This is a genomic window from Streptomyces guryensis, assembly GCF_021261325.1.
In the GTDB taxonomy this organism is placed as follows: Bacteria; Actinomycetota; Actinomycetes; order Streptomycetales; family Streptomycetaceae; genus Streptomyces; species Streptomyces guryensis.
This window is the reverse complement of record NZ_JAJSBI010000009.1, coordinates 25,996-40,122: the sequence shown is the minus strand read 5'-3', so window position 1 is coordinate 40,122 and position 14,127 is coordinate 25,996. Positions and strand designations below refer to the sequence as shown.

General features: G+C 68.1%; 12 protein-coding genes and 1 pseudogene. 5 read left to right on the top strand and 8 right to left on the bottom strand.

From position 1 onward, the window contains the following. Nucleotides 1-20 precede the first annotated feature (20 nt). From LJ657_RS19310 to LJ657_RS19300, 3 genes are read left to right on the top strand one after another with little or no spacing between them, the layout of a single operon-like run. Complete coding sequence (locus LJ657_RS19310) at nucleotides 21-758, top strand: SDR family oxidoreductase (RefSeq protein ID WP_232649889.1); 738 nt, start codon at nucleotides 21-23, stop codon at nucleotides 756-758. A gap of 16 nt (nucleotides 759-774) precedes the next feature. Continuing rightward, nucleotides 775-1,533: an SDR family NAD(P)-dependent oxidoreductase gene (locus tag LJ657_RS19305; RefSeq protein ID WP_232649888.1), complete on the top strand. Its 759-nt coding sequence runs from the start codon at nucleotides 775-777 to the stop codon at nucleotides 1,531-1,533. A 35-nt stretch (nucleotides 1,534-1,568) separates the two neighbouring features. Continuing rightward, the gene (locus tag LJ657_RS19300) at nucleotides 1,569-2,195 is read left to right on the top strand and encodes a TetR-type transcription factor C-terminal domain-containing protein (RefSeq protein WP_232649887.1); all 627 of its coding nucleotides are present in this window, start codon (nucleotides 1,569-1,571) and stop codon (nucleotides 2,193-2,195) included. 519 nt (nucleotides 2,196-2,714) lie between these two features. Here the strand turns inward: LJ657_RS19300 and LJ657_RS19295 are convergent. The 5 genes from LJ657_RS19295 to LJ657_RS19275 form a co-directional block, all read right to left on the bottom strand. Then, nucleotides 2,715-4,181, bottom strand: coding sequence for a class I adenylate-forming enzyme family protein (locus tag LJ657_RS19295; protein WP_232649886.1), 1,467 nt, complete (start codon nucleotides 4,179-4,181; stop codon nucleotides 2,715-2,717). Nucleotides 4,182-4,255: 74 nt separating this feature from the next. Then, entirely contained in the window at nucleotides 4,256-5,140 is an 885-nt protein-coding gene (locus tag LJ657_RS19290; protein ID WP_232649885.1) for an MBL fold metallo-hydrolase, read from the bottom strand. Between the two features lie 328 nt (nucleotides 5,141-5,468). Beyond that, the gene (locus LJ657_RS19285) at nucleotides 5,469-5,912 is read right to left on the bottom strand and encodes a tautomerase family protein (RefSeq protein WP_232649884.1); all 444 of its coding nucleotides are present in this window, start codon (nucleotides 5,910-5,912) and stop codon (nucleotides 5,469-5,471) included. 65 nt (nucleotides 5,913-5,977) lie between these two features. Continuing rightward, on the bottom strand, nucleotides 5,978-6,883 hold the full coding sequence (locus LJ657_RS19280; protein ID WP_232649883.1) for an alpha/beta hydrolase: 906 nt from the start codon (nucleotides 6,881-6,883) through the stop codon (nucleotides 5,978-5,980). 173 nt (nucleotides 6,884-7,056) lie between these two features. After that, nucleotides 7,057-7,992, bottom strand: a complete 936-nt coding sequence (locus LJ657_RS19275; RefSeq protein WP_232649882.1) for an AraC family transcriptional regulator — start codon at nucleotides 7,990-7,992, stop codon at nucleotides 7,057-7,059. Between the two features lie 118 nt (nucleotides 7,993-8,110). On the opposite strand from LJ657_RS19275, the gene LJ657_RS19270 reads away from it, so the two are divergent. Continuing rightward, entirely contained in the window at nucleotides 8,111-9,157 is a 1,047-nt protein-coding gene (locus LJ657_RS19270) for an AraC family transcriptional regulator (protein WP_232649881.1), read from the top strand. Between the two features lie 45 nt (nucleotides 9,158-9,202). Here LJ657_RS19270 and LJ657_RS19265 read toward each other — a convergent pair whose 3' ends face one another. Continuing rightward, nucleotides 9,203-11,464, bottom strand: a complete 2,262-nt coding sequence (locus LJ657_RS19265; RefSeq protein WP_232650178.1) for an ATP-binding SpoIIE family protein phosphatase — start codon at nucleotides 11,462-11,464, stop codon at nucleotides 9,203-9,205. Between the two features lie 351 nt (nucleotides 11,465-11,815). Further along, a complete protein-coding gene (locus LJ657_RS19260) occupies nucleotides 11,816-12,199 on the bottom strand; it encodes a hypothetical protein (RefSeq protein ID WP_232649880.1) in 384 nt (127 codons plus the stop codon). Between the two features lie 33 nt (nucleotides 12,200-12,232). On the opposite strand from LJ657_RS19260, the pseudogene LJ657_RS19255 reads away from it, so the two are divergent. Further along, nucleotides 12,233-13,115 (top strand): annotated as a pseudogene (locus tag LJ657_RS19255) (carboxylesterase family protein); the annotation flags it as partial. A gap of 176 nt (nucleotides 13,116-13,291) precedes the next feature. Here the strand turns inward: LJ657_RS19255 and LJ657_RS19250 are convergent. Further along, nucleotides 13,292-13,918, bottom strand: a complete 627-nt coding sequence (locus LJ657_RS19250) for a peroxiredoxin (RefSeq protein ID WP_232649879.1) — start codon at nucleotides 13,916-13,918, stop codon at nucleotides 13,292-13,294. Between the last annotated feature and the right edge of the window lie 209 nt (nucleotides 13,919-14,127).

The window sequence follows — 14,127 nt, the reverse complement described above, 5'->3', positions numbered from 1 at the left end:
CTTCCGGATTGGAGCGCCCGATGGGCAACCTCAGCTTCGACTTCACCGGCCACACCGTGATCATCACCGGCGCGGCCCGCGGCATCGGCCTCGAACTCGGTCGCCACCTGCGCACTTCAGGCGCGGACGTGGTCCTGGTCGACCGAGACGAGGACGAACTCCGCGTGGCGGCGGAGGAGCTGGACACTCTGTGGGTGGCTGCGGACGTCACCTCCAGCTCCGACGCGGAGCGTGTCGTCGCCACCGCGCTGGCAGAGACCGGCCGCGTCGACGTCCTGGTCAACAACGCCGGGATCCTGCGCGACGGCGTCCTGTGGAAGCTCACCGACGACGACTGGGACGCCGTACTGGCCGTTCACGCGGGCGGCGCCTTCCGGTTCACCCGGGCGTGCGTCCCCCACTTCCGCGCGCAGAGGTACGGCCGGGTCGTCAACGTCACCTCCTACTCCGGTCTGCACGGCAACATCGGCCAGGCCAACTACGCCACCGCCAAAGCCGGGATCATCGGCTTCACCCGCACCGCCGCCAAAGAGCTCGCCCGCTTCGGCGTCACCGTGAACGCCATCTCCCCCAACGCGGAGACCCGCATGGTCTCTTCCGTCCCCGCCGAGAAGCGCGCCGAGCTGACTGCGGGCATCCCGATGGGCCGCTTCGGCGACCCGAGTGAGATGTGCGCGGCTGTCGCCTTCCTCGCCTCTGAGGAGGCCGGCTACATCACCGGTGCCGTGCTGCCCGTCGACGGCGGCCTGTCCATCTGACCTCTCTGGAGCCCCTGTGAACATCCTCGACCGTTTCCGTCTCGACGACCGCGTCGCCATCGTCACCGGCGCTTCCTCCGGTCTCGGCGTCGCCTTCGCCCAGGCCCTCGCCGAAGCCGGGGCCGACGTCGTCCTGGCCGCCCGACGCACCGACCGACTCGCCGAAACCGCCCGCCTCGTCGAGGCCACGGGCCGCCGCGCCCTGTGCGTCAAGGCCGACGTCGCCTCGCCCGACGACTGTGATGCGGTCGCGGCGGCCGCCGCGGACTTCGGCCACGTCGGTGTCCTGGTCAACAACGCCGGTGTGGCCGGTGCGGTCCCGGCCAGCCGGGAGACACCGGAGCACTTCCGGCGCATCATCGACATCAACCTCATGGGTGCCTACTGGATGGCCCGGGCGGCAGCCCGAGTGATGACCGGCGGCGGCTCCATCGTGAACATCGCCAGCGTCCTCGGCCTGGTCAACACCGGCCTGCCGCAGGCCGGCTACTCCTCCTCCAAGGCGGGCCTGCTCGGTCTCACCCGCGACCTGGCCGCCCAGTGGAGCCACCGCAAGAACATCCGTGTCAACGCCCTCGCCCCCGGCTACTTCGCCTCCGAAATGACCGCCCGTCAGGACGCCGACACCATCGACGACATCGTCCGCCGCATCCCGCTTCCCCGCACCGGCGAACCCGAGGAACTCGCCGCCGCCGTGGTCTTCCTCGCCTCCGACGCCTCCAGCTACGTCACCGGCACCACCCTCACCGTCGACGGCGGTCTCACCATCAGCTGAGCGGACCGACAGACGTGATCCGCAAGAATGGGCGCGTGACAACCAGCGCAACCGACGACCTGTGGGGCGAAGCCGGCCCCGGCTCCCGGCGCATCCTCGAGGCGGCGCTCACGGCCTTCGCCGCCCGCGGCTACCACGGCGCCTCCACCCGCGACATCGCCGCCGCCGCCGGGATGAGCCCGTCGGCCGTCTACGCACACCACCGCACGAAAGAAGACCTCCTCTACGCGATCAGCCTCGCCGGCCACCGCAGCGCACTGGCCGCGGTGGAACGCGCCCTGGCGGAGGAGGTGACGGCGGTCGGCCGGCTACGGGCGCTGGTTCACGACTACACCGCCTGGCACGCCCGCCACCACCAGCTGGCCCGCGTCGTCCAGTACGAGCTCGGCGCACTCGCGCCGGACCACCGTGACGAGATCCTCCGGCTCCGCCGCCGCACCGAGGAAGTGGTGCTCGACGAGATCGCGGCCGGCATCGCGTCCGGGGCGTTCCGCACCGAGGACCCCGGCGGTGTCGCGCTGGCGGTACTCTCCCTCGGCGTCGACGTCAGCCGCTGGTACGCCCCCGGCGGCCACCACACTCCCGTCAGCCTCGGCCGCCGCTACGCGACACTGGTGCTGGCCATGCTGGGCACCGACCACCGCTCCGCGACCGCAGGCTGACGAACGATGTTGGCTCTCTCCGAGCACGGCCATGTCTTGCCCGGTCAGCCACGGGCGCCCCGGTTTCCCGGCGAAGTCGAGCACCCGGATGCCGAGTTGGGGATGGTCGGCCTGCCGGACCTCCCTGGGCGCCTCTGCCTCGCTCCGGCAGTTCGCACGCACGCCTCCCGGCAGCGCTCGGCGCTCCGGTGCGCCGTCAGTCCGATCATGCGTCGACGGTGGCCGAAGTTCTGCCGGGGGTCTCACCGGCTCGCATGCGCTCGGTCTGGGTGAGCCGGGCTCCTGACCGCCTCCGCGCCGTCCCGTCGTGGGCGTCGCGATGGCCGAGGTGCGCTGCCAGGATGCAGGCAGGGTCGTCGGTCGCGCAGGCCGTGGTGGCTTGCGGCGGTCGGACGTGGCGCGGGACAGGGAACCGTTCTCCAGATACTCGCCCAGTCGGGTGGCGCGAGGGAATCTCGTCCCTCAAGCCACCCGACCTTCGAAGAGGGCGAGCCCTCAATGACCAGGAACTGCCGGCGGTCAGTGGGATGACAGGGCTGCGGCGTGAGCGGCCCGCAACGAGGGCTTGTCTATCTTGCCGACAGCGTTCTTGGGGATGGCGTCGACCACGAGGAACGACGTCGGCCGCTTGTAACCGCTGAGGTGTTGCGCAGTCAGCGCCTCCAGAGCCGCGGGGTGGACAGTCATACCAGGTCGCGGCTGGACGTAGGCGACTACCACCTCTCCCCACTTGTCGTCAGGCACACCGATGACGGCGGCCTCGAGGACAGACGGGTCAGCAGTGAGGACGTCCTCGATCTCCTTGGGGTAGATGTTCTCGCCACCACGGATGATCATGTCTTTCGATCGCCCGACCAGGGTCAGGTAGCCGTCCGCGTCCAGGTGGCCCACGTCGCCCGTGTACAGCCAGCCGTCCACGATCGTCTTCGCCGTGTCTTCCGGCCGGCCGAGATAACCGCGCATGACGTTGGGGCCACGCACGATGACCTCACCGTCCATGCCGGTCGCCAGCTCGTTGCCCAGCTCGTCGACGATCCGGAGCTCCTGCCCCGGGACGGCGACGCCCACGGTGCCCGCGCGGCGCGGACCCGCGACGGGGTTGACGGTGGAGAAGCAGGTTCCTTCGGACAGCCCGTACCCCTCGATGATGGGGAAGCCGTACCGGGCCTCGAATCGGATCGGCAACTCGGCGGAGGCGGGTGCCGCACCGCACGTGCCGTATCGCAGCGAGGACGTGTCGGGTCGAACGTCGGCCGGCAGCGCCTCGAGGATGTTGTAGACCGTGGGCACGGCACTGAAGTAGGTGGGTCGCTCCCGCTCGACGAGATCGAAGAAGGTCTTGGGGTCGAACCGGTCGGTGATGAAGACACTGCCGCCTGCGACCAGCGGCATGAGCACGCTGATCACGATGGCGTTGACGTGGAAGAGCGGCAGGATCAGCAAGCAGCGGTCGGTCGGCCCGGTCTCGACCACCTGGCACCCCATCGCCGCCATCGCGTCGATGTTGGAGTGGTCAAGCATCACGCCCTTCGGTACGCCCGTCGTTCCGCTGGTGTAGATCAGGAGTGCCGGCGCGGTCGAGTCCGGCTGCGGCGTCGGACCCGGCCCCACCGCCTCCCTGTACAGGTCGTCGACGGCCAGAGTGATGACGCCCGCAGCGGTCGTGCCGTCCTCGACGACCAGCACGCGTGCGCCCGAGTCGTGGAGCTGCCGTGCGACCTCGCCCTCGGTCAGGCTCGGATTGACCGGGGTGACGGTCGCCCCGAGCCGCCAGGCACCGAACAGCAGAAACACGAACTCGACGCGGTTCCTCAGCTTGAGCGCCACGACACCGCCGGTACCGATCCCAAGGTCCTCAAGGTGACGGGCGGCAGCCCGGACACGGGTCAGGAACTGGGCGTTGTTGAGCGACTGACGCCCGTCGGCGACCGCGGGCCCGTCCGGAGTGGATGCGGCGCGAAGGTCGGGCAGAGAGGCGAAATTCATGGTGAGGTCACCTATCGTGGTGTGGCGCGTTTCAACGCGAAGGCAACAGTGCGGACTTCGGGTGACAGGCTCGGTCACTCAGCGGCGTCGCGCTTCGCGATCGCCTCGCCGGCGGAGAACTGGAGCGTCCAGACGTTGCCGTGGTGCGGGTACTTGTCCACCATGGTGGCCACCAGCTCTTCGGCGTCCTTCGCGACCTCGGAGGCGGCCGCGAAGTCCTGGATGTAGGCGCGGGTCTGGGCGATCATGGTCTCGACCGCGTAGTCGTCGCCGTCGGGCCTGCGGTGTCCGGACACGATCATGCGCGGGCGGAGGCTCTCCACGGTGTCGACGGTCTCGAGCCAGTCCTGCCACTCGTCGGGCGTCGACAGGCCGAGCATGGGGTGGATCTCGTTGTAGATGGAGTCACCGGCCACGACGACGTCGATCTCGGGGATGTGCACGATGCTCGTGGGATGGATGTCGGCCTGCTTCACCTCGATGATGTACAGGGGAGATCCGTCGACGTACAGCGTGTTGCCTTCGAGTGGCTCCGGAAGCGGCCCCGCCATGATGCAGGAGTCGCCGAACAGCATGCCCCACTGCTCGATCTGAAGTGGCATGGTCTGCTTCATGGACTCGACCACGTGGGGCAGCGCCACGGCCTTCGCCTCCGGGAACCGCTCCAGGAGCGGTCCGAAGCCCAGGTAGTGATCGGCGTGATCATGGGTGATGTAGATCGTCGTGAGCTTCTTGCCGGTGCGCTCGATCAGGTCACCGAGGTCGCGGACGTCGTCCTTGAGGTAGAGCGCGTCGATCAGGACCACCTCGGTGGCGCCGCTCACGAGCGTGGCCGTGGTGGGCGAGAAGGTGCCGTTCGGTACGCCGGGAAACTCCTCGGCCGGGACATTCGGCCAGCGACCGACGAAGACCGTGGCCCGAATGGGTGCGGCCGGCGAGGAGTAGGTGTCAGTGGTCACGAGGTACCTCCGGTTGCGGTGTTGTCGGCCGACGCGGCCTTGCGCACGTCGGCGGCGAAGTCACGTTATGAACGCACGCTCGGCGACTCATGGAACGAGTGCGCCGAGCGCTGGTATGCGAGCGCCACGTCGCTCTGAAGCACCACCGCGGCAGCGCAGAGTGCCGGAGTGATCGCGACGGTCGGCGCGACGCGCCGTTCGGCAGGTCGATATGGGCAATGCTGTCCCCGGCTCCCAGGTCTCCCTCCGGGATCCGGAGATGGATGAGGTCCCGGGGCCCGCACGGTGGACAGGACCCCCACGGTGCCTCGGGACCTCGGTCAGGGGGTCAGCCGGCCAGCTGCTCGTAGGGGACGGGCCGGTTCTCCCTGGCCCAGAGCTTCTCGATGTCGGACTCCGGCGGAGGCGGAACGAGGCCCTGGACGCGCCAGAGGTCCATGGGGGTCTCGTCGATGTGGACCTCCCAGTCGTAGCCGCGGTCCTTCACGAACGGCGCCAGCTTCTCCTCGATGACCTCCATGCACAGGAACCGCATCTCGGGGTCGTCCATCTGCCGGGCGATGTGGTCCGTGCGGATCCGTATGAAGTTGTTGTTCGCCTTGCCACCGACGTACATGGTGTCCGCCGGCATGTCCTTGAACAGGACGACGACGTAGAACTTCGGCAGGTCATAGGCGTAGTCCGTGTAGAGCGAGGTGATCCTCTGGGACAGCTGTTCCTTGTCCTGCGGGGTGAAGGCGCTCTCGGGGGTGAAGATCTCCCAGTACGGCATTGCGGCTCCTTGATGGATGGATCGGTGACGGGAGGTGCGGCTCGTGACGCTGCTCAGGAGGGGGCTCAGCCCCGGAGGTGCTTGACGAAGTGGTCCCGTGCGGCTGCGGAGAGCTCGTCGAAGCCGGGGCCGCTGTAGAAGTCGAAGTGGCCGCCCTGCTTGACGATGATCTGCTTCGGCTCCCGGGCCTCTTCGTAGGCGTCGAGGGCCAACTCGAACGGTGCCACCCTGTCGTTGTCAGCCACGATCATGAGCAGCGGGGTCGGCGCGATGCGGCTGATGAAGGTACCCGGGGCGTACTCGGTCACCATTTCCATGCTTCGAGCCGTCAGTTCGTTCTTCCAGTTGGGCGCCCGGTCCGCCGACGTCTTGCTGAACCACTCGTAGGCGTCGGCCGCGGGCATCACGGCCTGCGCCGTAGGGTCGGCCGCGACGACCGGGAGCATGGCGGGCTCTCCGCCGGTGAACCGGTTGAGTCGGTCGCCCTCCTGGATCGCACGGAAGACCGGGATGAAGTCCGGCCGGATCGCCCGGCTCAGGGTGCGCGGGCCGGTGATGAACGGCACCTGGGAGACGACGGCCTTCACCCTCTTGTCGATCGCCGCGACCATGAGGACGTGTCCACCGGAGAAGCTGGAGCCCCAGATACCGATCTTCGACGCGTCCACCTCGGGGCGGGTGGTGGCGTAGGTGATCGCGTTCCGGAAATCCCGGTACTGCAGGACCGGGTCGACCTCCTGGCGGGGAGTTCCCTCACTGTCGCCGAAGTTCCGGTGATCGTAGGCGAGCACGTTGAGGCCGGCTTCTGAGAAGACCACGGCATAGTCGTCGAGGTGCATCTCCTTGACGCATGACAGCCCGTGCGCCAGGACCACGACCGGTGCCGGCGTGATGGTGTTCCTGGCCGGATAGAACCAGCCCCGGAGGGTGACGCCGCCCTCGCCCTGGAACTCGATGTCTTCTCGATTCATGGGATCTTCCGATTCGCTTGCGATGGTCCGTCGGTCGTGTGGAGGTTCACTCGGAGTGATCCGACACTCGCGAGTAGTGGTGCCGGGCCCAGAATCCACGAATGCATGTGAGGGCTCATAGAAGGATCGCGCCGCGGGCTGGTACGGGTGTGCCACGGCCTACGAGGAGACGGTCAGGCGCATCCGTGGGCTTCCCGGTAGTCGCCGGGCGACAGCGAGAACTCTCGACGGAACTCCCGTCCGAAGTGGCTGGCATCGCAGAAGCCCCACCGGTGCGCGATCGCGGCGATGCAGAGGTTCGTGTTCACCAGGTCGCCTCTGGCCGCCGCCAGGCGGTGCATGCGGATGACCGTCCCGACGGTGTCCCCGGTCGACGCGAAGGCCCGGTGGACCGTCCTCGGAGAAACGCTGTGGGCGGCGGCGAGGTCGGCGACCCTGACCGGTCCACCGGCGAGATGGTCGATGATCCAGTCTTCCAGCCGCCGTCGGAACAACTGCAGGAACTCGTCGTCGCCGATGTGGGGTCGACCCGCACGGATCATGCCGGCGATCAGGACGAGGAGGGCGTTGCGCGCTCCCTCGACCTCCGCCGCGGACATCCGCCCGATGTGACGGTCCAGGCTCATGAGGAAGCCGTGGAGGAGGTTGGCCAAAGGGCTCTGAGCCGTGTCCAGGAGCAGGCAACCGGGTGCACCGCCCCCCGCGTCGAACGAGGACAGCGCGCTCATGGGCACCCGGACCGTTCGTTTGGCCAGGTGATCCGGGATGACGAACCGCCCGGTGGTGCGGGTGCTCATGATGAGAACCGTTCCTGGTCGCAGAACGACGGTCTCGTCAGCGGTCTCGATGATCTGCCGGCCGGCGCTGGCAGCGAGGAGCAGCAGCGCGTCGTCGTCCTGACGCACTGCGTTTCTGCCTCGGGTCCCTTCGACCTGCGCGCACACCCAGTCGGTGATGAGAAGGTCTCCGAGGTCCAGTCCCTCAGCAGATCCGAGGCGCTTGGCCGGCCCTGTGAGCCGCAGGTCCATGGAGGCCAGGCGGTCGCGGACGGCGAGCCTCCAGCGGACGTCCAACTCTTCGGGTGTCAGCAGGTCGGCGGGGCTTAGCATGGGTGGGGCGACAGTCACTTCGGCTCCAGCTCGGTAGAAGCTGTCCTCTCGGTCGTGACGTGTAGTTTGCTTCGTTGAAACATTCCGGTACTTGCCCTGAGGCGACAAGGATTTGTCCTTGCGTGACACCGATCTTCCTGTCCGGTGCTCTGCCCTGCGGGGGCTCTCCGCGCTCGTCACCGAGATCGGCGGCTCGGGCCCGGAACTCCTCGCGGCATACGGCTTCGACGAGGCGAGGATCGCCGAGGGCAATTCGTTCGCCAGTCTCCGACTGGTCGAGCGCGTTCTCGAGGAAACGGCCCGCCGATTCGCGATTCCGGACCTCGGGTTGAGGATGGCGGCGCAGCAGGATCTGCATGTGCTGGGACCGCTGGCGATCGCCATGGAGAACTCACGCACGATCGGCGAGGCCGTCGAGTGCGCGAGCCGGTACCTGTTCGTCTACAGCCCGGCCCTCTCACTCGAGGAAGCCGACGATCCGCTGGGAAGCCCCGGTGTGGTCGGCCTCCGCTACACGACCACGGGCATCAACGCCTCACCACAGGCGATCGACTACGGCATCGGGATCGTCCACCGAGTTCTGACGCTGCTCCACGGCGCCGCACCCTACGGACTGCGTTCGGTCCTGCTGCCACACCCTCGCCTGGCACAGGAAAGCTCCTACCGGGCGTACTTCGGGGCCGAGGTCAGATTCGACTGTCCGAGCGCGGCCCTGCGTGTCCCGAGCCACCTGTTCTCGACACCGGTCAGGGGCGGCGACGACCTGCTTCACGACATCGCGATGGACCATCTCGAAACGCACTTCGGCCACCAGCACGTGCCGATGTCGGACCTGGTCGCAGCGATTCTCAGCGAACAGCTCGGATCCAGCGGTCCGGACCTGTCGAAAGTCGCGCGCCTGCTGAGTCTCCACCCGCGTTCAGTGCAGCGGTCCCTGTCCAAGGAGGGCACGACCTTCTCCGGCGTCGTCGATCGTGTACGCCGGAGTCAGGCCCTGCACTTGATCACGACGACCGACCTGTCCTTCTCGCAGATCGCGGCCAGCCTGGGGATGCAGGAACAGTCCAGCCTCACTCGTGCGGTACGTCGGTGGTTCGACACGTCACCTTCCAGACTGCGACGCGAAGGACTGGTACCGAAAGCTCAGTCCGCCCTCATCGACTGAGCGTGCTCCGCAAGCCCCGAGCCGGCCCCGGGTGATCTCGTCTCTCTACGGTCTCAAGGGCGCCGTCACAGACCTGAGCTCGGAGCTGCCTCTGCCCGGGAGGGCCTGTTCGGCCCAGATGACCTTGCCCTCACCGCTGTGCCGTGCGCCCCAGCGCTCGGCGAGCTGGGCGACCAGGAGCAGGCCACGGCCGCCTTCGTCGAAGACCCGGGCATGGCGCAGGTGCGGGGCGGTGCTGCTGGCGTCGGAGACCTCGCACGTCAGAGTGGACTGGAGGATCATCCGCAGCTGTATGGGGGCTTTGCCGTAGCGGATGGCGTTGGTCACCAGTTCGCTGACCATGAGCTCCGTGGTGAAGGACAGTTCTTCCAGGCCCCAGGCTGCCAGTTGGTCGGATGCGTAGGTGCGGGCGCCGGCCACGAACGCCGGGTCGGAGGGGAGATCCAATGTGGCGACCTGCCTGGCGTCGAGCGCTCGGGTTCGCGCCACGAGAAGAGCGATGTCATCGGTGGGGCTGTCGGGCAGCAGCGCGGACAGCAGGTCCTCGCAGGTCGCCTCCAACGAAACGGGTGCTCGGGCAAGGACGTTGTGCAGCAGCGTGATTGCGGTGTCCACGTCGCGAGCGCGGCTTTGGATGAGGCCGTCGGTGTACAGGACCAGGAGACTGCCTTCCGGCAGTTGGAATTGGGCTGTTTCAAAGGGGAGGCCGCCCAGGCCCAGAGGCGGGCCGATGGACAGTTCCGGGAAGCCGACCGCCCGGAGGGCTGGGCTGTGGCCGCCGGAGTCCAGGGGGGTGACGACGGCCGGTGGAACGTGTCCGGCGCTGGCCAGGGAGCACAGGCGGGAGACCGGGTCGTAGACCGCGTACAGGCAGGTCGCGCTCATCTCCGCACCCCGCTCCTGCTCACGCTGAATACGGATGACCACGTCATCGAGGTGGGTGAGCAGTTCGTCGGGCATCAGGTCGATGTCCGCGAGCGTGCGGACGGCCGTCCGCAGGCGGCCCATGGTGGCAGAGGCGTGGAGGCCGCGGCCGACAACGTCACCCACCACGAGTGCGACGCGGGCACCGGACAGCGGGATCACGTCGTACCAGTCGCCGCCCACGCCTGCCCGGGATCCGCAGGGCAGGTAGCGGCAGGCGGTCTCTACGGCGGACTGTTCGGGCACCTGATGCTGGAGCAGGCTGCGCTGGAGCGTGAGCGCCGTGGAACGCTCGTGGGTGTAGCGCCGGGCGTTGTCGATGTACACGGCTGCTCTGGACGCGATCTCGTGGGCCAGGCGCAGATCCTCGTCGTCGAACGGGACTGCGGTTCGGTGGCGGATGAACTGCACGAGGCCCAGGGGGGTTCCGCGGGCCCACAGCGGGACCAGGAGCACTGAGTGGATGCCGAAGATCCGCAGGGCACGTCTGCGGTCCGGGGAAGCCGCCAACCATGGCGGAACGTCCGAACCCGCAATGTCGTGCCGCAGGGGCTGTCCAGTGGCGAGTGAGCGAGCAGGCTCCGACCCCTCGGGATATGTGTGCCTTTCCCCGGTGTCGACTGCTGAGTCCGGGCAGCCATCCAAGACGGATTGCTGGGCGACCCGACGGACTGCCGACGCAACGTGGGCCGGCACCACGCCCCCCACCTGGAGCGCGGAGTCCCCCTCCTGGAGCGCGGAGTCGAGTAGGTCGACGGTGACCAGGTCAGCGAAGCGGTCGGTACCGACGTCTGCCAGTTCCTGGGCGGTGCAGGCGGTGTCCAGGGTGGTTCCGATCCGCGTGTTGGCCTCGTTGATCACGCTCAGCCGCCGCTGCAGCCAGCGGTCGCGTTCCTGCTGGTACGCCGCGACGGCCTGCTCCGCGGTGCGATCGACGTACTCGAAACCCATCGCGCTCAGTGCGACCGTTGCCGCGTTGATCAGCTCCGGGGCGTCGGTGAGACGGCTTGTCTCCTCGTAGAGCAGATGAACAAGACGAGCCTGGACCAGCCGATAGATGCGTAGGAGGTCACTGATCGGCACCCTGTGCTTGGCGAGTAGGCGAGCGAGCTCAATGGCGGCAGGCGGCGTCTTCACATCGGTCTCTGTGCCCTGCTCGAGAAAATCCAGAAGGGTGGTGACGTGTTCCGACGCAGCCACTGGCAGCACAGCGGCTATGTCCCGGTATGCCCACACCTTCGGAAGCTCCGAGCGCAAGCACTGCAGCGACGCATCGACCAATTGATCCGCTCGGGGCTCGAGCCCTCGAGCGAGATCGCTGATGAAGGCATGGGCGTCGGTACCCACATCCACAATGTACGGGCAAAACGGGTGGGCGGGCATCCGCCTGCCTGCCTCGAACATGCAGCCGGTCCGTGGGCTGGTAGTGCCACGGAGTGTGGAAGGTGGTGGCCGCGCCGCGTTCTCGTGGCATCACCAGAAGCTCGGCCCGGAGGGACGCGCCTCGGCGCAGCAGGCGCGCTGGGGCCAAGGGCCTGGGTGACGGTGCCGGCACCGGACCACCAGCGGATTCCGGGCGCGCTGGAGGAGTGGCGAACAGGGGACCGGCGAAGGCTCAGAAGATCGCGGTGGAGCTGGGCCTGGGGACGACGCCGGCGCAGGTCGAGGAGGTGCGCTCGAAGGCCAGGCACCTGGCAGAACGCGGGGGACTCAGGCAGGAGACGTCGGAGATGTTCAGCACCGACCGGCGGCCCGTGGTCGCGCCGGACGCCGGCCCATCCGTGGCTGACCCGGACCCCGCCCCACACCTGGGGCGGGGTCCTGGTCGTCGATGACTCCGGCGACCGCAAGGCCAGCCGGGGTCGCGGGTCTGCTTTCGCCGCTGTCGCGCAGGATGACGAGCGGGACGAGATCGGGCAGTGACACCAGGGCGTGGGTGGCGCACCGGCCTTCGTGGGGAGTGAGCTGGAGGGCGCCGGGGGCGAGACCGGCGTCCCGCATGGCCAGCGCGACCACGTGCGCCATCAGGGCTTCGGAGGAGCGCAGGGCAACGGAGCCGGTGCGCAACACGCCGGCGTTGCGGGACTTGAGGACCTGGGAGGCGATGTCCAGCGTCACGACGAGGACCTCTCGGCGACCAGGGCCGCCGGGATGGGCCGTGCGCTCCTGGACGCTGACGGAGTCCGAACTCCACCGCCTGCCCGTTCTGCCTCGTCATGCTCACCGACTCGGTCAACGGCAAGGTCGCCGCCCGTCGCGCCCTGGGAAGGCATACGCGAGGCCACCGCCTTCGGCCCCACCGCGCCGAAGCATCCCTACGGCTCGGCCTTGGACGCGCTGCTGCCCGACCCCGACATTCCGAGCGACGGCTGCCTCAACTTCAACGTCTGGACCCCCGCGCCCGAGGGCGACCTGCTGCCCGTCATGGTGTGGATCCACGGCGGCTCGCTGTGCCACTGCTCCTCCGCCGTGCCGGTCCACGACGGCCGGGCCTTCGCCCATGACGGCGTCGTACTGGTCTCCCTCAACTACGGTCTGGGCATCGAGGGATACGGCGTCTTCCCCGACGCGCCCGCGAATCTAGGCCTGCGCAACCATCTGGCCGCGCTCGCTGGGTCCGGGAGAACATCCTGGCCTTCGGCGGCTACCCGGCGCATGTCACGGTGTTCGGCGAGTCGGCCGACGCCATCAGCATCGCCGGTCTGCTCGCCAGCCCGCACTCCAAGGGCCTCTTCCGGCGGGCCGCGCTCCAGAGCGGACCGCCCATGGCGCTGCCCCAGGCAGAGGCACGGAAGACCACCCTCGCCATCGCCCGCCGTCTCGGTGTCCCACCCACCGCGGAGGCATTCACCGGAGTCAAACGTTCTGCACTCCTCGCCGCCCAGGCCGCCGGCAACAGCTCCGGCAACCCACTCCTCGGCGGCGGGGGCGGGTTCCACCTGGCCGGGACGGGGACGTGCTGCCCCGGGACCCCGCCACCGCGCTCGCGGACGGCGCCGCCGACGGAATCGATCTGCTGCTGGGCAGCACCACCTGCGCACATGCCTGTGGACCGGCCGCCAGGGAACGGTCCCCTGCGCACGGATCATCGACGTGGGGTCCGGTCCCGGCGCGATCACGGTGCAGCTGATCGAGATCGCTGCTTCAGACGGCTCGGTCTGTGGCCGTCGACCGGGACTGGCCCTATTGGCTGGTATGGGCAGCGGGAGACTACGGCTGGTCCGTCAGGCGCAGGTATGGCCTCACCGTTCGATATCCGGGAAACCGAATGGCTGCCTCTTCCTCACTTACAGCAGCGGTGATGACGACCTCCTGGCCCTGCTGCCAGTCCGCAGGCGTGGCCAGTTGGTGCTGAGCCGTGAGCTGCAGAGAGTCCAGTACTCGAAGAATCTCTGCGAAGTTCCGCCCCGTGCTGGCCGGATATGTCATGGTCAGCTTGATCTTCTTGTCGGGCCCGATGACGAAGACGGTGCGCACCGTCGCTGTGTCGGATGCGTTCGGGTGGATCATCCCATAGAGGTCTGCAACAGACCGATCACTGTCGGCGATCATAGGGAAGTTGACCTGGGCGCCCTGCGTCTCGGCGATGTCCTTCGCCCAGGTGCGGTGGTTCTTGGCGGAGTCGACCGACACCGCAGCGATCTTCGTGTCACGCCTGGCAAATTCGGGTTCAAGTCGGGCGGCCGCACCGAGCTCCGTGGTGCAGACCGGAGTGAAGTCGGCGGGATGGGAGAACAATATTCCCCAACTCTCGCCGAGCCATTCATGAAAACGCAGTTCACCGGTGGCGGACTCTGCCGTGAAATCCGGGGCGAGGTCACCTATTTGGAGGGTCATTTCGGCGTTCTCCTTCAACCAGAGTGGGGTGTGGGAAAGGTAATGCGCGGCGAAGTGCCGCTGAAGCACCCGCAGATCGAAACCAACGTGACGGCGAACAGCACTGATCCCCAAGCCTCGGTGGCGACGCGGACCGTGCCGAGCCGGCCCTCTCGCTCCTGCAAGGGCGGAAGGCTGCGGATCGCGCCGAGGGTCCTGTTGCGCGATTC